22 protein-coding genes are annotated in these 21484 nt (G+C 73.0%); 11 read left to right on the forward strand and 11 right to left on the reverse strand.

The genetic code is table 11. From position 1 onward, the window contains the following. Window positions 1-53: 53 nt before the first annotated feature. The gene (locus ABTY40_RS13855) at window positions 54-839 is read left to right on the forward strand and encodes an alpha/beta fold hydrolase (RefSeq protein WP_352059692.1); all 786 of its coding nucleotides are present in this window, start codon (window positions 54-56) and stop codon (window positions 837-839) included. 34 nt (window positions 840-873) lie between these two features. Here ABTY40_RS13855 and ABTY40_RS13860 read toward each other — a convergent pair whose 3' ends face one another. Both ABTY40_RS13860 and ABTY40_RS13865 read right to left on the reverse strand, forming a co-directional pair. Next, window positions 874-1614: a dienelactone hydrolase family protein gene (locus ABTY40_RS13860; protein WP_352059693.1), complete on the reverse strand. Its 741-nt coding sequence runs from the start codon at window positions 1612-1614 to the stop codon at window positions 874-876. A gap of 221 nt (window positions 1615-1835) precedes the next feature. Further along, window positions 1836-3062, reverse strand: a complete 1227-nt coding sequence (locus tag ABTY40_RS13865) for an MFS transporter (protein ID WP_352059694.1) — start codon at window positions 3060-3062, stop codon at window positions 1836-1838. Window positions 3063-3176: 114 nt separating this feature from the next. Between ABTY40_RS13865 and ABTY40_RS13870 the strand changes: the two genes are divergently transcribed. Beyond that, window positions 3177-3731: a MarR family winged helix-turn-helix transcriptional regulator gene (locus ABTY40_RS13870; protein WP_352059695.1), complete on the forward strand. Its 555-nt coding sequence runs from the start codon at window positions 3177-3179 to the stop codon at window positions 3729-3731. A gap of 33 nt (window positions 3732-3764) precedes the next feature. Next, a complete protein-coding gene (locus ABTY40_RS13875; protein ID WP_352059696.1) occupies window positions 3765-4286 on the forward strand; it encodes an SMI1/KNR4 family protein in 522 nt (173 codons plus the stop codon). Between the two features lie 16 nt (window positions 4287-4302). Here ABTY40_RS13875 and ABTY40_RS13880 read toward each other — a convergent pair whose 3' ends face one another. From ABTY40_RS13880 to ABTY40_RS13905, 6 genes are all read right to left on the reverse strand, one after another. Next, window positions 4303-4830 (reverse strand): hypothetical protein, encoded by a 528-nt coding sequence (locus ABTY40_RS13880; protein ID WP_352059697.1) that lies wholly within the window; start codon window positions 4828-4830, stop codon window positions 4303-4305. Window positions 4831-4928: 98 nt separating this feature from the next. Further along, on the reverse strand, window positions 4929-5687 hold the full coding sequence (locus tag ABTY40_RS13885) for a succinate dehydrogenase iron-sulfur subunit (RefSeq protein ID WP_309051978.1): 759 nt from the start codon (window positions 5685-5687) through the stop codon (window positions 4929-4931). Next, complete coding sequence (gene sdhA, locus ABTY40_RS13890; protein WP_352059698.1) at window positions 5687-7441, reverse strand: succinate dehydrogenase flavoprotein subunit; 1755 nt, start codon at window positions 7439-7441, stop codon at window positions 5687-5689. The genes ABTY40_RS13885 and sdhA overlap by 1 nt, the downstream gene beginning before the upstream one ends. A 25-nt stretch (window positions 7442-7466) precedes the next feature. After that, window positions 7467-7943: a succinate dehydrogenase hydrophobic membrane anchor subunit gene (locus tag ABTY40_RS13895; RefSeq protein WP_309052056.1), complete on the reverse strand. Its 477-nt coding sequence runs from the start codon at window positions 7941-7943 to the stop codon at window positions 7467-7469. 8 nt (window positions 7944-7951) lie between these two features. Further along, complete coding sequence (sdhC, locus tag ABTY40_RS13900; RefSeq protein ID WP_309052057.1) at window positions 7952-8332, reverse strand: succinate dehydrogenase, cytochrome b556 subunit; 381 nt, start codon at window positions 8330-8332, stop codon at window positions 7952-7954. 192 nt (window positions 8333-8524) lie between these two features. Next, window positions 8525-9046 (reverse strand): 2-oxo-4-hydroxy-4-carboxy-5-ureidoimidazoline decarboxylase, encoded by a 522-nt coding sequence (locus ABTY40_RS13905; RefSeq protein ID WP_502990572.1) that lies wholly within the window; start codon window positions 9044-9046, stop codon window positions 8525-8527. A gap of 400 nt (window positions 9047-9446) precedes the next feature. On the opposite strand from ABTY40_RS13905, the gene ABTY40_RS13910 reads away from it, so the two are divergent. From ABTY40_RS13910 to ABTY40_RS13920, 3 genes are all read left to right on the forward strand, one after another. Beyond that, window positions 9447-11108: a beta-N-acetylhexosaminidase gene (locus tag ABTY40_RS13910; protein ID WP_352059699.1), complete on the forward strand. Its 1662-nt coding sequence runs from the start codon at window positions 9447-9449 to the stop codon at window positions 11106-11108. A gap of 117 nt (window positions 11109-11225) precedes the next feature. Next, entirely contained in the window at window positions 11226-11870 is a 645-nt protein-coding gene (locus ABTY40_RS13915; RefSeq protein ID WP_352059700.1) for a DUF4328 domain-containing protein, read from the forward strand. Between the two features lie 66 nt (window positions 11871-11936). Next, window positions 11937-12521, forward strand: a complete 585-nt coding sequence (locus tag ABTY40_RS13920; protein WP_352059701.1) for a hypothetical protein — start codon at window positions 11937-11939, stop codon at window positions 12519-12521. A gap of 39 nt (window positions 12522-12560) precedes the next feature. Here ABTY40_RS13920 and ABTY40_RS13925 read toward each other — a convergent pair whose 3' ends face one another. Beyond that, window positions 12561-13319, reverse strand: coding sequence for a Clp protease N-terminal domain-containing protein (locus ABTY40_RS13925; RefSeq protein ID WP_352059702.1), 759 nt, complete (start codon window positions 13317-13319; stop codon window positions 12561-12563). 429 nt (window positions 13320-13748) lie between these two features. Between ABTY40_RS13925 and ABTY40_RS13930 the strand changes: the two genes are divergently transcribed. Continuing rightward, entirely contained in the window at window positions 13749-14435 is a 687-nt protein-coding gene (locus tag ABTY40_RS13930) for an RNA polymerase sigma factor (RefSeq protein WP_352059703.1), read from the forward strand. After that, window positions 14435-15607, forward strand: coding sequence for a hypothetical protein (locus tag ABTY40_RS13935; RefSeq protein ID WP_352059704.1), 1173 nt, complete (start codon window positions 14435-14437; stop codon window positions 15605-15607). The genes ABTY40_RS13930 and ABTY40_RS13935 overlap by 1 nt, the downstream gene beginning before the upstream one ends. Window positions 15608-15806: 199 nt before the next feature. Here the strand turns inward: ABTY40_RS13935 and ABTY40_RS13940 are convergent, their stop codons facing one another. Next, the gene (locus ABTY40_RS13940) at window positions 15807-16652 is read right to left on the reverse strand and encodes a L,D-transpeptidase family protein (protein ID WP_502990573.1); all 846 of its coding nucleotides are present in this window, start codon (window positions 16650-16652) and stop codon (window positions 15807-15809) included. A 224-nt stretch (window positions 16653-16876) separates the two neighbouring features. On the opposite strand from ABTY40_RS13940, the gene ABTY40_RS13945 reads away from it, so the two are divergent. Genes ABTY40_RS13945 through ABTY40_RS13955 form a run of 3 tightly spaced genes read left to right on the forward strand, consistent with a single transcriptional unit; the run spans window position 16877 to window position 20057 of the window. Then, a complete protein-coding gene (locus tag ABTY40_RS13945; protein WP_345278429.1) occupies window positions 16877-18457 on the forward strand; it encodes an acyl-CoA mutase large subunit family protein in 1581 nt (526 codons plus the stop codon). A gap of 60 nt (window positions 18458-18517) precedes the next feature. Beyond that, on the forward strand, window positions 18518-19177 hold the full coding sequence (leuE, locus tag ABTY40_RS13950; RefSeq protein WP_352059706.1) for a leucine efflux protein LeuE: 660 nt from the start codon (window positions 18518-18520) through the stop codon (window positions 19175-19177). Between the two features lie 58 nt (window positions 19178-19235). Continuing rightward, window positions 19236-20057, forward strand: coding sequence for a MerR family transcriptional regulator (locus ABTY40_RS13955; RefSeq protein WP_352059707.1), 822 nt, complete (start codon window positions 19236-19238; stop codon window positions 20055-20057). A gap of 47 nt (window positions 20058-20104) precedes the next feature. On the opposite strand, the gene ABTY40_RS13960 is transcribed toward ABTY40_RS13955, so the two are convergent. Continuing rightward, window positions 20105-21472: an alpha-2,8-polysialyltransferase family protein gene (locus ABTY40_RS13960; RefSeq protein WP_352059756.1), complete on the reverse strand. Its 1368-nt coding sequence runs from the start codon at window positions 21470-21472 to the stop codon at window positions 20105-20107. Window positions 21473-21484 lie beyond the last annotated feature (12 nt).

Genomic DNA, 21484 nt, shown 5'->3' on the forward strand with positions numbered 1-21484 from the left:
CCGTGATGAACAAAGGGGTGGTCAAGCGCCTTACGCGCCCCTAGGGTCACGGGGTGACGCTCATTCATGACCTGGCCGGCGAAGGCCCCTCCACCGTCCTCCTGCTGCACTCCGGGGTCTGCGACCGCCGGATGTGGGACGGACAGTTCCACGCGCTGGCCGAAGCCGGACACCGCGTCGTCCGGTGCGACCTTCGCGGCTACGGTGACACCCCCATCGACGCCCCGCACACCCACGCCGAGGACGTCCGCGCCCTCCTCGACGAGATCGGCGCCGACCGCGCCGCCGTCGTCGGTTCCTCCTTCGGCGGCGAGGTCGCCCTGGAGTTCGCCGCCCTCCACCCGGCGCGCGTCTCCGCACTCGCCCTGCTCTGCTCCGGCGCCCCCGGCCACGAGCCGAGCGAGGAGCTGCGCGCCTGGGGCGCGCGCGAGAGGGACCTGCTCATCGCCGGCGACATCGACGCCGCCGTCGAACTCAACGTCCACACCTGGCTCGGCCCCGGCGCCGGCCCCGAGGTGCGTGCGCTCGTCCGGGCCATGCAGCGGCACATCTTCGACGTCCAGCTGCCGGTGCCGGAGGAGCACGCCCCCGTCGACGCGGGCGTCACGGCCGAGGATCTCCCCCGTATCGAGGCCCCCGCGCTCGTCGTCTCCGGCGCCCATGACGTGCCCGACTTCCGCGCCCTCGCCGAGGACCTGGCCCGCCTCCTGCCGGCCGCCCGCCACGAGCGCCTCGACTGGGCCGGTCACCTCCCGGCCCTGGAGCGGCCGGCGGAGACGGCCGCCCTGCTGACCGCCTTCCTGGCCGAGGCCGGCGCCCCCGGCGCGGCGGTGCGCTGACCGCCACGCCGGACCGCTCCGTTGCTCCGGGTCGTCAGCCCAGGGTGCCGGCGAGCAGCGGGAGCAGGCGGTCCCAGTGCCGGCGCAGCCCGGCCGGGTCGAAGGCGTCGGTGTCGGCCATGGTGAAGCCGTGGACGGTTCCGGGATAGATCTCGGAGGTGTGGTCCACCCCGGCCGCGTCCAGTACCCCGTTGAGTTCGCCCAGGGCCGCGGGCGTCAGATCGCTCGCGGCGTGGCCGAGATGGACCCGGGCGGTGATCCGGGAGAGGAAGCCGGGCAGCCCGCCCGGCTCGTCCGCGACCACCGGGCCGTGGAATCCGGCGACCGCGGCCACCCGGCCCGGATGCGCCGCGGCGGTCCGCAGCGCCAGGAGGCCGCCGATGCAGTAGCCGGTCACCGCGACCGGTCCGCCGGCGACCTCCGGCCGGGCGGCGAGGAAGCGGAGGTAGGCGTCCGCGTCCCGCAGCGCCCGGGCGGGCGTGTGCGCCCCGATCAGGGGCATCAGCCGTGCGAACAGGGCGGGCCGGGCCTCCTCGCCGATGTGCGCGGGCAGTTCGATCACCGGCGCGGGGCCGTGGCGGTAGAAGAAGTTCGGTACGAGGACGTAGTAGCCGTGACCGGCCAGTTCGCGGGCCATCTCCCGCAGGACGGGCCGGAGTCCGAAACCGTCCGCGTACATCAGCACCCCGGGGTGCCGCCCGCCGCCGCCGGGGAAGGCGGCGAAGGCGTCGGCGCGGCCGTCGGCGGTGGGGATCTCCAGTGTCTTCGTGAGCAAGGGGGGTCGTTCTCCTGTCGTGGTCGATGCGTGGAGCGCGTGATCGACACGACGGAGGAGGGGCCCGCGCGGCACTCAGCGGAACACCGGGTCACCGATCCGTGTGTGGCGCGAGGCCGTCCCGGTCGTCATGCCCCCACCGTAGTGGCCCCACGGCGCGGGCCGCGCGCACGATTCGGCCAAGGTCCGGGCCGGGACGTCGACGCACCCCGCGCCCGCCGTCAGGTTCGGCGGAAGCGGCGGACGCCGGGCACGAGCGCCGTTGCCAGGCAGCAGCCGCCGACGGCCACGGCGGCCGCCACCAGCGGCACGCCGGTGCCCCAGACGGAGGCGGCGAGCGGCGCGAGCGCGTAGCCGAGCGGCATGGCGGCGAGGGAGAGCAGCCAGTCGTACGAGGTGACGCGGGCGAGGGCGTGGGCGGGCACCGCCCGCTGGACGGCGGTCTCCCAGACGGGGGAGAGGAAGCCGAGGCCGGCCTGCGCGAGGCCGTACGCGGCGATCGTCAGCGGCGCGGGCGCGGCGACGGCGAGCAGGACCAGCGGCAGGGCGTACGTGGCGAGGCCGAGGTTGGCGGCGAGGACCGGGCGGCGGGGGCGGACGCGGTCGGCGAGCAGCGCTCCGAGGAGGAAGCCGACGGCGCCGGTCTGGAGCAGGAGGACCCAGGTGGCCGCGCCGCCGAGCCGCTGGACGGCGATCGCCGGGCCGAGGGTCATCAGGACGGCGGCGGCACCGTTCCAGGCGCTGTGGGCGACCAGGCTCGTCCAGTACCAGTCCCGGGAGCGGACCTCGTGCCAGCCCTCCGCCAGGTCGGCGCGGAACGAGCGGCGTGGGATCGGCACCCGCTCGACGCGGACGGCCGTCAGGAGCAGGGCGCTGACGGCGAAGGTGGCCGCGTCCAGGACGAACGCCCAGCCGGGGCCGACGGTGAGGACGAGGGTGCCGGCGAGCGCGGGGCCGCCGAGGCGGGTGGCGCTGACGGCGATGCCCATGGCCGCGTTCGCCCGGTGCAGGGACTCCGCCGGGACCGTGCCCTTGACCAGCGGGGAGACGGTCGGCATGGCGAAGGCGCCGGCCGCGCCGCCGACGGCCTCCGCGACCGCGATGACGGCGAGCGTCGGGGCGCCGCCGAGGAGTTGGACGCCGACGACGAGCTGGGTGGCGCAGCGGACCAGATCGGTGACGAGGGCGACCGTACGGGCGTCGAAGCGGTCGCCGACGACGCCGCCGAGCGGCAGCAGGAGCAGCTTGGGCACCATGGCGCAGCCGAGGACGAGGGCCAGGGCGGCGGTGGAGCCGGTGGCCGCGAGGACGGCGAGGGCGAGGGCGGCGGGGACGGCGGCGTCGCCGAGGAGAGAGAGGGCGCGGCCGGCGAAGAGGAGGCGGAAGGAGCGGGTGCGGAGGGGGTGGGGGAGGGGCGGGGACATGGCGGGGGGCGGGATGGCGGGCATGCCCCTGAATTTATTTCGGCACCGAATAATTCGTCAACGAAATATTCGGTACCGAAGGGATTTGGGGCGGGGCGCGTCCGCGGAAGGTGCCGGCCGGCGACGTACGATCGGCGCATGGAGCCGACGGAAGCGACCGACCCCGCGGGCGCGACGCCCGCCCCGCGCGACTGGACCGACGGGCACGTCGAGCGCTGGCAGCCCGTCCTGCCCGGCCTCGACCCCGTCGTCGAGGGCGCCGTCACCCGCATGAAGAAGCTCTCCGTGCACCTGCGCCGGGTCCGCGAACAGTCCCTCGCCGACTTCGACCTCGAGCGCCACGAGTTCGACACCCTCCACAAGCTCGCGGGCCGCGGCGGCAGCGCCGCCCCCTCCGACCTCGCCCAGGACCTCGACCTCGCCCCCGCCTCCGTCACCGGCCGCCTCGACGCCCTGGAGAAACGCGGCCTCGTCCGCCGCACCCCCTCCACCACCGACCGCCGCCGCGTCGTCGTGGAACTCACCCCCACCGGCCGCGAGATCTGGCACGGCGCCATGGACGTCCTCGGCCACGAGGAGTACCGCCTCCTCGGCGTCCTCTCCCCCGTCGAGCGCACCCAGCTCAACGACCTCCTCCGCCGCATCATGCTCGTCGCCGAGGAGAACCCCACCACCCGCCCCTGGCACGGCTGACCCCGCCGGCCCGGCGGGCCCTAGGATGCGCTCGTGACGCGGTTCGACGAGGTCAAGGCCAGATTCTGGGACGAGGGGTCCTGCGGGAGCGTCTCCCCCGTGACGGAAGAGGCGATCAAGGAAGCCGAGCACCGGCTCGGTGTCCGTCTTCCGGCATCGCTGCTGGAGCTCCTGCGGATCCGGGACGGCGGCCTCGTGGCGGAGGCGTGGGACGCGTTCCCCACCGACGTGCCGACGTCATGGAGCGCGGACCACGTGCCCTTCGGCGAACTGCTGGGCATCGGCCGCTACGACCGTCGGTCCTCCTTGCTGGACTCGCCCTACCGGATCGCAGAATGGGGACTTCCCACTCCTCTGGTGCTGCTCTCAGGGGACGGGCACACCTGGATCGCCCTCGACTACCGGAGCTGCGGCGAGCGGGGGGAGCCGTCCGTGACCTGGTTCGACGAGGAGTACGGCACGGGCCTGCCGCTGGCCGCCGACTTCCGGACGTTCGTCGAGCGCCTGGCCCCGGCGTCGTCGTTCGACCACGACGACGCCGCACGGCACGGCTGACCCCAGGAGCCGTTCCTCAGAAGCTCAGCTGACGCGCGTACGCGATCTGGCTCATCACCCAGTGGATCGTGTCCGGGCGGGTCGCCGGGATCATCGTGGCGTGGTGGCGGCCGCCGCTGGTGACCGTGACCTGGACGAAGCCCGAGGTCGTCTTCTCCTTCATCAGGAGGAACAGCAGGCCCAGGCCGCAGGCCGCGACGAAGACGCAGGCCAGCACGATGCCGACCGTCGAGATCTTCTCCTCGGTGCGCGACAGGTCCGTCGCGTTCCACACCGCCCCCTTGAGCGGCATCGACCCGGCCGGGGTGAGGATCTGGTCGCCCACCACCGTGATGTCCCCGAGGGAGAACGACGGCGCCCCGCCCGCCGCGTACTGCGGCGGCACCGGCACCCCGCCCGGCAGCGTCGGCTGGTACGCGGGCGACACCGGGTAGGCCCCGCCCGCCGGCGCCGCGTCGTGCGGGTACCCGTACCCCGGCGCGCCGGCCCCGTGGCCCGGCCCCCACGTGTAGTCCCCGTCCGCGTAAGGGTTCGGCTCGCTCATCAGTCCCCGTCTCCCCGCACACGACCGTGCGGACACGAAAAAGCCCGCTTCTGCACGACGCAGCGTACAGAAGCGGGCTTCCCCGCCGTGACCAGGTGTCAGAAGCGACGCGTGATCAGCGCGCGCTTCACTTCCTGGATCGCCTTGGTGACCTCGATGCCACGCGGGCACGCGTCGGTGCAGTTGAACGTGGTGCGGCAGCGCCACACACCGTCCTTGTCGTTCAGGATCTCCAGGCGCTGCTCGCCCGCCTCGTCACGCGAGTCGAAGATGAAGCGGTGCGCGTTGACGATCGCGGCCGGACCGAAGTACTGGCCGTCGTTCCAGAAGACCGGGCAGGACGAGGTGCACGCGGCGCACAGGATGCACTTGGTGGTGTCGTCGAAGCGCTCGCGGTCCTCGGCCGACTGCAGACGCTCGCGCGTCGGCTCGTTGCCCTTGGTGACCAGGAACGGCATGACGTCCCGGTACGCCTGGAAGAAGGGCTCCATGTCGACCACGAGGTCCTTCATCACCGTCAGGCCCTTTATGGCCTCGACGGTGATCGGCTTCTCGGGGTTGATGTCCTTGATCAGCGTCTTGCAGGCGAGCCTGTTCTTGCCGTTGATCCGCATCGCGTCCGAGCCGCAGATGCCGTGCGCGCACGAGCGACGGAAGGTCAGCGTGCCGTCCAGGTCCCACTTGATCTTGTGGAGACCGTCGAGCACGCGCTCCTTCGGGTCGATCTCGATCTGGAAGTCCTCCCAGACCGCCGCGTCCGAGAGCTCGGGGTTGAACCGGCGGATGCGGAAGGTGACCGTGATGTAGGGGGACGCGGCGGAGTCCTTCTCCACCTTGTCCAGAACGGGGGTAGCCATCAGTACTTACGCTCCATCGGCTGGTAGCGGGTCTGGACGACCGGCTTGTAGTCGAGACGGACGGTCTCGGAGCCGTCCTCGCCGACCTCGCGGTACGCCATGGTGTGGCGCATGAAGTTGACGTCGTCGCGGTTCGGGTAGTCCTCGCGGTAGTGACCGCCGCGGGACTCCTTGCGCGCCAGGGCCGAGACGGCCATGACCTCGGCCAGGTCGAGCAGGTTGCCCAGCTCGATGGCCTCCAGGAGGTCGGTGTTGAAGCGCTTGCCCTTGTCCTGGATGGACACGTTCAGGTAGCGCTCGCGCAGCTCGGCGATCTTCTCGACGGCCGTCTTGATGGTCTGCTCCGTACGGAACACCATCACGTTCGCGTCCATCGTCTCCTGGAGCTCACGGCGCAGGTCCGCGACCCGCTCGCTGCCCGTGGAGTTGCGCAGCTGCTCGATCTGCTGCTCGACGAAGGAGGCGGGGTTCTCCGGCAGCTCGACGTAGTCGTGCTTCGCGGAGTACTCCGCCGCCGCGATGCCCGACCGCTTGCCGAACACGTTGATGTCGAGCAGCGAGTTGGTGCCGAGGCGGTTGGCGCCGTGCACGGAGACACAGGCGACCTCGCCGGCCGCGTAGAGGCCCGGGACGACCGTGGTGTTGTCCGCGAGCACCTCGCCCTGGACGTTGGTCGGGATGCCGCCCATGGCGTAGTGCGCGGTGGGCTGGATCGGGATCGGGTCCGTGTACGGCTCGATGCCGAGGTACGTACGGGCGAACTCGGTGATGTCCGGCAGCTTGGCGTCCAGCTGCTCCGGCGGGAGGTGCGTCAGGTCCAGGTAGACGTGGTCGCCCTCGGGACCGCAGCCGCGGCCCTCGCGGATCTCCGTGTAGATGGAGCGGGAGACGACGTCACGGGACGCGAGGTCCTTCATGACCGGCGCGTACTTCTCCATGAAGCGCTCGCCGTCCTTGTTGCGGAGGATGCCGCCCTCACCGCGGGCGCCCTCCGTCAGCAGGATGCCCATGCGCCAGATGCCCGTCGGGTGGAACTGGAAGAACTCCATGTCCTCCAGCGGGATGCCACGGCGGTAGCAGGCGGCCTGGCCGTCACCGGTCAGGGTGTGGGCGTTCGAGGTCACCTTGAAGAACTTGCCGGTGCCGCCGGACGCGTAGATCACGGCCTTCGCCTGGAAGACGTGGATCTCACCGGTGGCCAGCTCGTACGCGACCACACCGGCGGACTTCTTGACGCCGTCGACCTCGGTGATCAGCTGGTCCAGGACGTAGAACTCGTTGAAGAACTCCACGCCCTCCTTGACGCAGTTCTGGTACAGCGTCTGGAGGATCATGTGACCCGTGCGGTCCGCGGCGTAGCAGGACCGGCGGACCGGGGCCTCGCCGTGGTTGCGGGAGTGACCGCCGAAGCGGCGCTGGTCGATGGTGCCGTTCGGGGTCCGGTTGAACGGCAGGCCCATCTTCTCCAGGTCGAGGACGGCGTCGATGGCCTCCTTCGCCAGGATCTCGGCGGCGTCCTGGTCGACCAGGTAGTCACCGCCCTTGACCGTGTCGAAGGTGTGCCACTCCCAGTTGTCCTCCTCCACGTTCGCCAGCGCGGCGGCCATGCCGCCCTGCGCGGCGCCCGTGTGGGAGCGGGTCGGGTACAGCTTGGTCAGCACGGCGGTGCGGCTGCGCTTCGTCGCCTCGATGGCGGCGCGCATGCCGGCGCCACCGGCGCCGACGATGACGGTGTCGTACTTGTGGAACTTCATGACGTGGATTACCTCAGCCCCGTGCCTAGCGGATGTTCGGGTCGAAGGTGAAGATCACCAGCGTGCCCAGAAGGATGGTGAACACCGTGGCGGTGTACAGCAGGCCCTTGAGCCACAGGCGCGTGTTGGCCCGCTCCGCGTAGTCGTTGATGACGGTACGGAGGCCGTTGGCGCCGTGCAGCATGGCGAGCCACAGCATCAGGAGGTCCCAGACCTGCCAGAACGGGGACGCCCAGCGGCCCGCCACGAAGGCGAAACCGATCTTGGAGACGCCGCCGTCCAGGAACAGCTGGATCAGCAGGTGGCCGAGGACCAGCACGACCAGGACCACGCCGGAGAGGCGCATGAAGAGCCACGCGGCCATCTCGAAGTTGCCACGGGTCGCGCGCGGGGTCTTGCCGGTGCGCTTGCGGGGGGCCTCGATGTACGGGGCCGGGTTGTCCACGTCGTAGCGGGCGCCGCCCTCGACGGGACCGATCGCGGTGGAGGTCTCAGTGGACATGTCTGGCGTCAGCTCCCGAACAGTTCACGTGCGGCGTGGCCGAGGACGGGGTAGATCGAGCCCGCCATCAGCACGAGCCAGATGCCCACGACGGTCCAGAGCATCTGCTTCTGGTAGCGCGGGCCCTTGGACCAGAAGTCCACGGCGATGACGCGAAGGCCGTTGAGCGCGTGGAAGAGGATGGCGGCGACGAGGCCGTACTCGAGCAGCGCGACGATCGGCGTCTTGTAGGTCGCGACAACCTCGTCGTACGCCTCGGGGGAGACACGGACGAGAGCGGTGTCCAGTACGTGTACGAACAGGAAGAAGAAGATGAGGACGCCGGTGACTCGATGAGCCACCCAGGACCACATTCCTTCCCGGCCGCGGTACAGCGTTCCAGCCGGCACGGAAAAACCCTCCGGGAGCGGGGATCAGGGCCGGCCGGCTTCTCTGTCGGTCAGGCCCGGCCGGGTACGGTCCACCGGCCCCGGTCATCGTAGCGACGAGTTGTCGGTTCGCTCGCGCGGGGTCCATAGGTGTGATCAAACAGGCACGGACGGACCATCCCCGAGGCCGGTATCGGCGCGTTCCGGACGGAATCACGCGCCGGCGGGGCGAGAGGTGAGGTCCCGGGCGAGTCGGAAGGCGAGCCGGGCCCGGGCGAGCCGCCTCAGTTCGTCGGCCGCGACGGCCCGCTCCTCCTCCGGTTCGTTGCCGAGACGTGACCGGATCCCGGCCAGGACCTGGTCCAGCCGCTCCCCGGGCCGCACGCCGTCGAGGCTGATCACGAAGGCGTGCCCGAAGCTGCTCTCGTACGCGGCGTGGGCGGCCCGCAGGGCGGTGCGCGCGGCGGGCGGCGCGTCCGGGTGCGGCAGGACCGGGCACTCGGCGGCCAGCGCCTCGTCCAGATCGTGTCCTGCCAGGTCGTAGCCCGCTTCGTCGGCCGCGGCGAGCAGCGCGTCCACGGTCGGGTACGGACGGTGGGAGGCCACCCGTTCGGCCCAGTGGCGGCTGTGGCAGCAGGAGAGGAGCAGCTCCTCGGCCTCGGCCGCGGAGGCCGCGTTGAAGCGGCCCAGGGCGTCCCGCGCGGCGGCGGGCCCCGGCAGGCCGGCCCGCCGCACGGCTGCCGCGGATGCGTCCGAGGAGCCCGGTGTCCGGAAGGGGGCGTGGGTGTCGCTGGTCAGCGTGGTCTCCGGGACGGGAGGGCGGGGCGGGGAGGGTGTGACGCAACGCTATCGACGGGACGGGGGAAGTGTCCGACGGATGCGCGAATTTCACCCGGAAGGGAGAGTTTCGGTACAGGAGATGGACTTCGGGGTTCCCGAGGTTGCCTGCGGAGTTCAGGAAGTCGGGACCCGGCGGGTCCGGGGCGTGGCGTGCGTGAGGCCGGACGCGCGGGCCGGGCGGCCGGGCGCGGCGGATCCGGGGGCCGGAGGGGTAGGGGTCCGGAGGTTCGGGAAGTCGCCGGACGGCCGTCGCCCGATTGGCCGGACCGTCCTCCGTACGGAAGGATTCCGATCGATGCGGTACTCCATACGAGGACCCCGCCGGGGTCCCGCTCTGCTCGCGACCACGGTGGCACTGGCCACCGTGGCGGCCTGTTCCGGCGGCTCCCCCTCCGGTGCGGGCGCCCCCACGTCCGGCACGTCCGGTACGGCGGCGGGCACCGCGCCCACGGGGACGAGCCCGGCCGCGCCGCCCAGCCCCCGTCCCACCACGACGACGCCGAGCCCCACGCCGACGCCGTCCCGGACGTACCCGCTCTCGTCGGCGCCGCGCACCGTCCCGGCGGTCCGCGACCACACGCCGGCCCGCGGCCCGGGCTGGAAGCCGGCCGCCCCGGCCGGTGTCGTCGTCGCCGCGAACAGCGCGGGCCTCGCCGACGAGGGCAGGCTCCTCGCCGGCGAGCTGGGCCTTCCCTACCGGGGCGCCGTCGCCGCGGGCCCGGGGGACGTCGAGCTGGCCCTCGGCGGCGCGGGCGGCGCCCCCGAGTCGTACACGCTCGTCGTCCGCGACAACCGGGTGCGGATCAGCGGGCCGGACGAGGCCGGGGTCTTCTACGGGACCCGGACGCTCAAGCAGTCGGTGAAGGCGACCGGGGCCATGCCGGAGGGGACGGTCACCGACCGGCCCGCCAAACCGCAGCGCGGGCTCATGGTCGACATCGCCCGCAAGCACTTCACGGCCGCCTGGCTGGAGGACCGCATCCGGGAGATGGGCGACCTCAAGCTCAACCAGCTCGGCCTGCACTTCTCCGACGACCAGGGCTTCCGGATCCAGTCCGACTCCCACCCGGAGGTCGTCTCGGCCCAGCACCTCACCAAGGCGGAGGTCCGGCGCATCCTGGCGCTCGCGGCGAGCCGGCACATCACCGTGATCCCCGAGATCGACTCGCCGGGGCACCTCGGCGCGGTGATCGCCGCCCACCCCGACCTCCAGCTCCGCAGCGCGACCGGCCGGGCCCCGCGCGGAGCGGTCGACATCGCCAACCCGCGAGCCGCCCGGATCGTCGACGACCTGCTGCGCGAGTACACGGCCCTCTTCCCCGGCCGCTACTGGCACCTCGGCGCCGACGAGTACGTCGCCCTCATGGCCCGGGACCCGGAGGCCACCTACCCGAAGCTCGCGCAGGCCGCGCGGGCCAAGTACGGGCCGTCCGCCCGCGTCCAGGACCTGGCGACCGGCTGGCTCAACGACCGGGCCGCCGTCGTCCGCCCCACCGGCAAGACCCTGAAGGCGTGGAACGACGGCTTCTTCACGGGCGGGGTGGTGAACCCGGCCCAGGACATCGAGGTCGAGTACTGGACGGGCAAGGAGATCGGGGCCAGGCCGCCCGTCCCGTACCTCAGCGCGGGCCGCAAGCTGGTCAACCTCAACGACGAGTACCTCTACTACGTCCTCGGCGAGCCCAACGACTTCGCCTATCCGACGGGACGCCGCATCTACGAGCAGTGGACCCCGCTGGTGGTGCGCGGCACCACCCCCGTGCCCTCGCGGTACGACTCCCAGATCCTCGGCGCCCGCTTCGCCGTCTGGTGCGACCTGTCACGGGCGCAGACCCAGACGCAGGTGGCGGAGGGGATCCGGATGCCGCTGACGGCCCTCGCGCAGAAGGTGTGGGACGCGCGCACACCGGCGCTGAGCTGGGCGGACTTCCGCACCCTGGCGAACCGGGTGCGCTGAGGGATCCCTGGACGCGCGCACCGCGCGTCGCGTACGTTCCCCCGGCGACGGCCGCACGGCCGCCGCCGGGGCTCCGGGGAGGGGCGCCGTCCGCTCCTCCGGGGGGAACCGCACCGCATGCTCCGCGATCCCAAGGACCTCGCCTTCGCCGTCTCGGCCCTGCTGGGGGCCACGGTCCTCGCCGACGCCCTCGGTCTCTTCGCCGCCTCCGAGCTGTGGACGGCGGCGACGGACAGCACCCCGGGGGACGTGTCGGCGCTCGACCTCGCGCTGGCGCTCCTGACCGGGACGGCGCTGCTCCAGCTCCTCCTGCTCGTGGCGACCGGGACCGTCTTCATCGCCTGGTTCCACCGGCTGCGGCTGAACGCCGAGGTCTGGGCCGGCGACTTCCAGAGCCGGACGCCGGGCTGGGCCGTCGGCGGCTGGTTCGTCCCGGTCGCCGGGTTGTGGATCCCGCGCGCGATCGCCGCCGACATCTGGCGGGCGAGCCGGCCCGACCCGTCGGCGCCCGACCGCCGGGGCGAGTTCCTGCTGCTCAACGGCTGGTGGCTGGTGTTCGTGGCGGACGTGGTCCTGGGCCGTGTGGCGGCCTGGCGGCTCGGCCGGGCGGAGACCTTCGAGGCGCACGCGTCGGCCACGTGGTGGCTCCTGGCGAGCGGCGCGCTCGACATGGCCGCCGCCGTCCTCGCGATCCTCTTCGTACGGCGTCTGACCTCTATGCAGCACGCCAAGGCAACCGGCATGATTTCGGCCGCGCAGTGACGAAAACGCGCCAGTCGGCGCAGTAGGGGAAGTACTGCGTCCGTATCGGGTGGCGAGGAGGCGTCCATGACGTCGGCGATGTCGGTGACGGGCCGGAGCCTGCGGGAACTGATCGACGGCGCCGGCGAACGGAGCCTGGCCGCGGCCGGGCTCGCCTGCCTCGACCGCTGTCTGCCGCTGCTCGGCCCGGACCTGGGTGATCTCCTGCGCCCCGTCTGGGCCGCCGTCGCCCGTGGCGACGGCCCCGCCTGGGGCGAGTCGCTGGCGAAGGCCCGCGCGGAACTGGACGGCGCGGCGGCGGGTGCCGGGGAGGGTGACCCCGGGGAGGCCGTGCGCGGGATGCTGGCCGCCGCCCCGGCCGCCTGGGCCGCCGGTGACCTGCGCGCCTGGGCGGACGCCTGCTCGGCCACCGCCCTCGTCCTGCACGGCCGCCACGACCCGGCCGGCGTGCCGGACGGTCTCGTCGAGCGCTGCCGCGCCGGGGACGCGGAGGGGGCCGGTCCGCTGCTCGCGGGGGAGCTCCGCCGCCAGCAGGCCGTCCTCGAAGCCGTCGCCCACGGCCCGACCGGACTGCGCCGGGCCCGTGAGCTCTCCGTCGAGGGCGGCCGCGTGCTGCGCGCCGTCGTCTCCCGCCGGGCCCGCACGGCCTGAGCGGCGGTACCGGCCGGGGCCGTACGGCCGAGGGGTTCGCTACGGCCGCGGCCGGCCCTTCTCTTCCTCCCCCGCCCCGAGCGTCACCGAGGCGATCAGCTCCGTGATGTCCCGCTCCGCCGCCGCCTTGGACAGGCCGAGGCCGCTCAGCACGCCCTCGCCGTGCTCGTGCTCCAGGAGCGCGAGGAGGATGTGCTCGGTGCCGACGTAGGGGTGGCCCAGGCGCAGGGCCTCGCGGAAGGTCAGTTCCAGGACCTTCTTCGCCGCCGCGTCGTACGGGATGAGGGCGGGCACCTCCGGGGAGGCCGGCGGCAGGGTCGGGAGGACGGCCGCGCGGAGCCGCTCGGGCGTGACGCCCTGCCCGGTGATCCACCGCACCGCGATGCCCTCCGGCTCGGCCAGCAGGCCGAGGGCGAGGTGGGCGGGGGTGGTCTCGGTGTTGCCGGCGGACGTGGCCTCGTTCTGCGCGGCCACGACCACGTTCCGCGCCCGGGGGGTGAACCGGCTGAACCCGGCGTTCGGGTCCATTTTCTCCGCGTCCGGCTCCTTGGGGACGAAGCGCTTCTGCGCCGCCTGGCGCGTGACGCCCATGCTGCGGCCGATGTCGGTCCAGGAGGCGCCGGAGCGCCGGGCCTGGTCCACGAAGTGGCCGATGAGGTGGTCGGCGATGTCGCCGAGGTGGTCGGCCGCGAGAACCGCTCCGGAGAGCTGGTCCAGCGGGCTGCCGGGGATCTTCTTGACCGCTTCGATGAGGTCGTCGAGACGGACGGGGACGTTCAGACCGACTGGATTCGTCATGAGGCAACCTTAGGTTGACACCTCAGTGCTGTCAATCAGTGGTTGACAGTTGCGGGTCGGATGTCTGCCCAGGGCCGTGACCTGCCACGACGCGGGCAGCGGTCGGCCAGGAAGGAGAGGCAAGGAGAGGAGAGGAAGGGGAAAAGGGAGACGACCGGGGCCGCCACCCCCCACAGGAGAGGCCCCGGTCGTCATCCACGGAGCCGCAGCACGGCTCCGTACTCCATACAGCGCCGGGGGTGCGGTTTGTGTCACACCCGTCTTCCGGCCGCCCGAGGTGGCGGAAAGGTTGCGATATGCGCGAAGAGCGCGGACCGCGTGGACGCGACGCGGATCCACGACGTAGCGTGCAGGGTGCGCGAGCCAGCGTGGCGGTGATGACCAGCCGCGATGACGCGACCGACGCGACCGACGAACAGGGTTTGGGGAGTGCTGGGGGACGACGCGGAGCTGACGGCCGCGGTGCTCGCTGCGCAGGACGGGGACGAGAACGCCTTCCGCACTGTGTATCGCGCCGTGCACCCCCGGCTGCTCGGCTACATACGCACACTGGTCGGCGAGGCCGACGCCGAGGACGTCGCCTCCGAGTCCTGGCTCCAGATAGCCCGTGACCTCGACCGGTTCAGCGGGGACGCGGACCGCTTCCGCGGCTGGGCCGCCCGGATCGCCCGCAACCGCGCGCTCGACCACATCCGCATGCGCGGACGCCGCCCTGCCGTGGCCGGGGACGAGACCGAGCTCGCCGAGAAGCCCGCCGACTCCGACACCGTGGGTGAGGCCCTGGAAGCCCTCTCCACCTCCGACACCATGCACCTGATCGCCCGCCTCCCCCAGGACCAGGCCGAGGCCGTCGTCCTCCGCGTCGTCGTCGGACTCGACGCCAAGAGCGCCGCCGAGACCCTCGGCAAACGCCCCGGCGCGGTCCGGACCGCCGCCCACCGGGGCCTGAAGAAGCTCGCCGAACTCCTCGGAGTCGACGGCGAGGCGGTGGGCGACGGGGGCGACGGGGCCGTCCCGCCGCTGGAAGGAGTGCCTCCGCAGCGCGGCCGAGGCACCGGCACGGTGACGCCCGGCGGTGTGACGCAATCACGTCCCCGTACGCAGAAGGACATGTGATGGCCGACGAGCGGTACCAGTGGCTCGACCAGGAGGCCGCGGAGCGGCTGCTCCGCGGCGAGCCGGTCGACGCCGTCGACGACCGGGCGCGGTCCCAGGCACAGCGCCTCGCCGAGGCCCTCGGCGGGGCCCGTACCCCTTCCGCCGCCGTCCCCGCGGACGCCGAACTGCCCGGCGAGGCCGCCGCCCTGGCCGCCTTCCGCAAGGCCGTGGCCGAGCGCGCCGCCCTCACCGGTACCGCCGCCGCGCCCACCTCCGCCGCTCCGCCCGCCGGCCCGGCGGACCTCGGCCGGGTGCGACTCGCGCCGGTCACCGCCCCCGCCCGCCGCTGGGGCCGTTCCGTCCGGTACGGACTGGCCGCCGCGGTCGCCGCCGTCACGGTCGGCGGGGTCGCCGTCGCCGCCGGCACCGGGGTGCTGCCCCTGGTCGGCCCCTCACCGGCGAACTCCGTCACCGCGGCGGAGAGCCCCGAGCCGGTCGTGACGGAGACGCCGGGCGTCCGCCAGGACCCCGGGACGCCCCCGCCCGCGACCCCGGACCGCGACGGGCGCACCCCCGGCACGCCGGCCACCGGCACCCCCGGCACCTCGCCGTCGGCCGGCGGCGGGCACCCGGACGGCGGGAGCGGCGCGGCCTCCGGCGGCCCCGCGCCCGGCCGGACCACCGGCGCCCCGGACGGTGACGGCGACCACACCGGCGCCGATACGGGCGCCGGTACCGGCACCTCGCCCGGCACCGACTCCACCGGCGGCGGCACGGCACTGCCCGACACCCCGCTCAAGGCCTGCCGCGACTTCCGCGCGGGCCGCCTCGACGAGGCCGGCCGCCGCCAGCTCGCCGGCAGGCTCCGCAGCGGCGAGACCCTGCGCCGCTACTGCGACCGGATCCTGCCCGTCGACACCGGGACGGCGGGCGGCGGCTCCGGCGACGCGGGAGGTGCGGGCGGCCCCGGCGGCTCCGGCGACACGAAGGACGACGGGGCGGGTGACGGCAAGGGCGACGGCAAGGACGACGGGTCCGGCGACGCCGACGAGCACCGCCCCGGCCACGGCGGCGGCAAGGGCACGGGCAGCGGGCCGCGCCCCGGCACGGACCGGGACTCCGGCGCGCGCGACACCACGGGAGGCGGGTCCGGGGGCCGGGCCGGAAGCGCCCCGAAGAACCGTTCCTGACACTCTTCCGGGCCGGGTGTAACACTTCGCGGCCCGTCGGCGCAGTAATGAGTGAGCCGACTGGTCATCGGCGGCGCGGCGAGCCGGGGTTCCCCCCGTACCTACGGCTCCGCGCACCCGGCGCGGGTGGGGCACGTTCCCCCGGTCCCACCCGCGCCCTCTCCTCTCCCGGCCCCTCCCGGTCCCCGCCGCGGGGACGTCACCAGTGGACGACGACCTTGTCGCCGACCTTCACCTGGTCGAAGAGGGCCGCGAGCTTCGCCCGGTCCCGGACGTTCACACAGCCGTGCGAGGCCCCGCCGTAGCCGCGGGCGGCGAAGTCCGACGAGTAGTGCACCGCCTGGCCGCCGCTGAAGAACATCGCGTACGGCATGGGCGTGTGGTAGATCGTCGACGTCCACTCCCTGGCCTTCCAGCCCACGCTGAACGTGCCCTCGCGGGTCGGGGTGTTCTCCGAGCCGAAGCGGACGTCCATGGACGACACGACCCGGCCGTCGATCATCCAGGCCAGCGTTCGGCTCTCCTTGCTGATGCACAGCACCCGGCCCGTCATGCAGCGCGCGTCGGGGGTGTCCAGCTCGTTGGTCGTGGAGGGCTTCAGCTCGTCGGCCGTCGGCTCCTTCGACACGGTGAGCAGCCGTTCCCAGGTCGCCGTGTCCACCGTGCCCGTCACCGGCAGCGCGCGCTTCTTCTGGAAGGCCTTCACGGAGCCGGCGGTCATCGTCCCGTAGAAGGCCGTGGGCGCCCGGTCGAAGTGGTCCAGCTGCCGGAGCCGCGCCTGCAGCTCACGGACCTGCTCGCTCTCGTCCCCGTCGTCCATCAGGACCTTTCCGGCCGTGCCGGGAGTGGTTCCGGAGGACGGGGCGCCGGACGACGGGGCCGAAGGAGAAGAGGCGCCCGGCGACGGGGCCGCCGACGTCGGGCCCCCGGTGCCGCGCCCGGCGCCCCCCGCGCCGGGACCCGCCGCCTGCGCCGTACAGCCGGCCGCCAGAACCACGGCCGAGGCCGCAAGGACCACTCTGCGTATGACGGACGAACGCCTCATGAAAGCCCCCCGGAAAAACGAATGTCGTGTGTACGGAGGGATGTTCCCGGCACCCGCGCGGTTGCGCGCGTGACCGAAACGAGACGGGCATGCTGTGAGGAAGGTCCCAGCGTGCTGCTCTCCACCCGCGCGCACGCCCACGGCTACAGTCCGTCGCGAGGGTCGGTACCGCTCAGTAGTGGCTGAGGCGGCAGCATTCGCAGGTCTATCGGGAGGCACAGCACATGGCGCGCGAGTCGGAGTCGGGACTGCCCATCGAACCGGTCTACGGACCGGAAGCCCTGGAGGGCTGGGACCCCGCCGAGAAGCTGGGCGAGCCGGGCTCGTACCCCTTCACCCGCGGCGTCTACCCGAGCATGTACACGGGCCGCCCGTGGACCATGCGCCAGTACGCCGGTTTCGGCACCGCGGTGGAGTCCAACGCCCGCTACAAGCAGCTCATCGAGAACGGCACGATGGGCCTGTCCGTCGCCTTCGACCTGCCCACCCAGATGGGCCACGACTCCGACGCCCCCATCGCCCACGGCGAGGTCGGCAAGGTCGGCGTCGCCATCGACTCGATCGACGACATGCGCGTGCTGTTCGGCGGGATCCCGCTGGACAAGGTCTCCACCTCGATGACCATCAACGCCCCCGCCGCCCTCCTGCTGGTCCTCTACCAACTCGTCGGCGAGGAGCAGGGCGTCCCGGCCGACAAGCTCACCGGCACCATCCAGAACGACGTGCTGAAGGAGTACATCGCCCGCGGCACGTACATCTTCCCGCCCAAGCCGTCCCTGCGGCTCATCGCGGACATCTTCAAGTACTGCAAGGCCGAGATCCCGAAGTGGAACACCATCTCGATCTCCGGTTACCACATGGCGGAGGCCGGCGCCTCGCCCGCGCAGGAGATCGCGTTCACCCTCGCCGACGGCATCGAGTACGTCAGGACCGCCGTCGCCGCCGGCATGGACGTGGACGACTTCGCGCCCCGCCTGTCCTTCTTCTTCGTCGCCCGTACGACGATCCTGGAGGAGGTCGCCAAGTTCCGCGCCGCCCGCCGGATCTGGGCCCGGGTGATGAAGGAGGAGTTCGGCGCCAAGAACCCCAAGTCGCTGATGCTCCGCTTCCACACCCAGACCGCCGGCGTGCAGCTCACCGCCCAGCAGCCCGAGGTCAACCTGGTCCGGGTCGCCGTCCAGGGCCTCGCGGCCGTCCTCGGTGGCACCCAGTCGCTGCACACCAACTCCTTCGACGAGGCCATCGCCCTCCCGACGGACAAGTCCGCCCGCCTCGCCCTGCGCACCCAGCAGGTCCTCGCGTACGAGACCGACGTCACCGCCACCGTCGACCCCTTCGCGGGCAGCTACGTGGTCGAGAAGATGACCGACGACGTGGAGGCCGCCGCCCTGGAGCTGATGGCCAAGGTCGAGGAGCTCGGCGGCGCGGTCAACGCCATCGAGCGCGGCTTCCAGAAGAGCGAGATCGAGCGCTCCGCCTACCGCATCGCCCAGGAGACCGACAGCGGCGAGCGGGTCGTCGTCGGCGTCAACCGCTACACCATCGACGTCGAGGAGCCCTACGAGCCGCTCCGCGTCGACCCGGCGATCGAGGCCCAGCAGGCCGAACGCCTCGCCAAGCTGCGTGCCGAGCGGGACCAGGCGGCCGTCGACGCGGCGCTCGCGGAGCTGAAGAAGGCGGCGGAGGGCACGGACAACGTGCTCTACCCGATGAAGGACGCGCTCAGGGCGCGGGCCACGGTCGGCGAGGTCTGCAACGCGCTGCGCGAGGTGTGGGGGACGTACGTTCCCACGGACGCGTTCTAGCCTTTCCAGCACGCGGAACACCGAGGCGGAGAGTCGCACCCCTGTGCGACACTCCGCCTCATGCTGGGTGTCACCGATCTGCCGACCTATCTCGCGGGCCTCGTCCTCATCATCCTGCTGCCGGGGCCGAACTCGCTGTACGTGCTCTCCGTCGCCGCCCGCAAGGGCACCCGGACCGGGTACAAGGCCGCGGCCGGGGTGTTCACCGGCGACACGGTCCTGATGACGCTGGCCGCGCTCGGCGCCGCCTCGCTGCTGCAGACCACGCCGCTCCTGTTCCTGATCGTGAAGTACGCCGGGGCCGGATACCTGGCCTGGATGGCGTACGGGATGCTCCGGGCCGCGTGGGAGACGTGGCGGTCCCGCGGGGAGGCGGACGCGGAGGACCGGACGGCCCCGGAGGCGGCGGGGCCGGGGGAGCGGCCGTACCGGAGGGCGCTGATCATCAGCCTCTTCAACCCGAAGGCGATCCTCTTCCTCATCTCCTTCTTCGTGCAGTTCGTGGACCCGTCCTACGCCTACCCGGCGCTGTCCTTCCTGGTCCTCGGCACGCTCCTCCAGCTCGGCAGCTTCCTCTACCTGACGACGCTCATCTTCGGCGGGACGCGCCTGGCCGCGGCCTTCCGGCGCCGCCGGCGGCTCTCGGCCGGGGCTACTTCCGCCGCCGGCGCGCTGTTCCTCGGCTTCGCCGTGAAGCTCTCGCTCAGCAGCGCCGCCTGACGCCGGGACGGCGGCGCTTGACCCTCACACCGTGTGAGGCCGTTCCGTAGGGGGCGTCATGTTCACCATCGGAGACTTCGCCCGGCACGGGCGGGTGTCGGTCCGCATGCTGCGTCACTACGACGCCATCGGACTGCTGCGCCCGGCCCGCGTCGACCCGCACACCGGATACCGCTTCTACACGGCGGACCAGCTCGCCCGCCTCAACCGCGTCATCGCGCTGAAGGACCTCGGGTTCACCCTCGACCAGGTGGGGGCCATCCTCGGGGACGAGATCGGCGCGGAGGAGCTGCGCGGGATGCTGCGGCTGCGCCACGCCGAGCTGGAGACGGCCGTCGAGGCGGCGCGGGCCCGGCTCGCCCAGGTCGGTGCGAGGCTCCGAGCCATCGAGAGCGAGGGACACATGTCCACGCAGGACGTCGTCGTCAAGAAGATCCCCGCCGTCCGGACCGCCGAGCTGAGCGCCGTCGCCGCGAGCTTCGGCCCGCAGGACATCGGCCCGGTGATCGGGCCGCTGTACGAGGAGCTGTGCGCCCGTCTGGAGGCCGCCGGGGTCACCGGCTTCGGACCGGCGATCGCCTCGTACGAGGACACGGGCCGCGGGGACGGCTCGGTCCTCGTCCACGCCGGGATGACCGTCCCCGAGGGGACGGCCGTCGAGGGCGTGGAGGTGCGGGTGCTGCCCGGCGTCGAGGAGGCCGCCACCGTCATCCACCGGGGCGCGATGGACGACATCCTCCCGACCGCCCAGAACCTGGCCGCCTGGATCGGCACCAACGGCTACCGCTCGGCCGGCTACGCCCGCGAGCTGTACCTGGAGGTCCCGGAGGACAAGGGCGCCTGGGTCACCGAACTCCAGGAACCGGTCATCCGCGCCTGACCGTGCGGGGCGCGGCCCGCACGGGTTCCCGAGCCCTCGCCGTCCCGCTACTTCCGCAAGGCCTTCCGCAGCCGCAGCGCGCGGCGCGCCAGGCGGCGGATCTTCGGGTGGCGGGGGACCGGGAGGCCGCCGGGCAGGTTCAGGACCGTCAGGCGGCGGAGGCCGAAGTGGTGGCGGGTGCGGTCCGCGAGGGGGCCCGAGAGGTGCCGTACCGCCGCCTCGCGCAGGTCCGGGCGGATCTTCGGCTGCATCGCGAAGCCGACCGCGCCCACCAGGTCGTTGAGAGCCGGCACGTTCTCCACCGGCTCAGGCGCCGCCCCGGCCCCCGCCGCGTCCTCCAGCGGCGGGACGACCGCGTCCACGACGGTGAGCGGGATCCGGTTGCTGTTCTGGTACGGCGTGAGCCGCGCGAGCAGGGTGTCCGTGCCGACGCGGGCGACCGGCAGCCCGTAGAAGGTGCGCGCGGTGAGCAGCGCCGTGGAGAAGCAGCCCACCACGAGCGCCGGCCGCAACTCCCGGAAGAGGACCTCGGCGAGGACCGGCCGGTGCTCCACGGTCAGCGTGGCGCCGAGCCGTTCCGCCTCCTGGGCCAGGGCCCGGGACCACGCGTCCGGGGCCGTCGGGTGGGGCTTGAAGACGAGCCTCCGGTGCCCGCGGGCGACGGCGCCGCGCACCATCCGCAGGTGCAGCTCCTCCTCCTCGGCGGGCGTCACCAGGTTCAGCGCCGCCAGGTACTGGCCGAGCAGCAGCGCCGCGCCCCCGTCGGAGGCCGGGGCGGCCGGCTCGCCGTCGCCGGACAGCTCCGCCACGACCGAGGTGAACGCCTCGGACGGCACCGTCTCCGGCACCGCCCCGAACTCCGCGAGCAGCAGCGGTGACAGGCCGGGTACGAGATCCAGGTGGAGCAGCCGGCGCACCCGGCCGCCGACGAGCGGATCGATCTTGTTGCGGGTCGGCCCGTAGCTCATCAGCCCGTCGGCGTAGACGGTGATCGAGGCCTCGGGCAGCAGCTGGGCGATCGCGAGCGCCGGGGTGACCTGGATCGACTCCACGGCGAGTTCGATCCGGTCGTCCCCCAGCCGCCACAGTTTGCGCAGGTGCCGCTGGAGCAGCGGCAGGTCGCTCGCCCGGGGCGTCCAGCCGGCCGGGTGGAGCGGGGAGATGGTCTCGTTCCACGACAGCACGGCGTCGAAGCGGTCGCGCAGCCGGGCGAAGCCCTCGGCCTCGTCGAGCGCCGGGGTCGTCTCGGGCACGGCCGCGTTGTTGGTGACGAGCAGCAGGCGCCGGTCGGCGGTGCCGAAGCGGCCGCTGTCGATCGCGGCGGCCAGCGTCACCGCGCCGTACAGGGTGGAGGCACAGAAGATCTGCGTCGTCCGGGATGCGGGACGCGAGGCCGGGGCGGCCGGGGCGGCCAGGGGGGCCGGGGC

Origin of the sequence: Streptomyces sp. NPDC126503 (assembly GCF_040302405.1) — a bacterium.
GTDB lineage: Bacteria > Actinomycetota > Actinomycetes > Streptomycetales > Streptomycetaceae > Streptomyces > Streptomyces gulbargensis.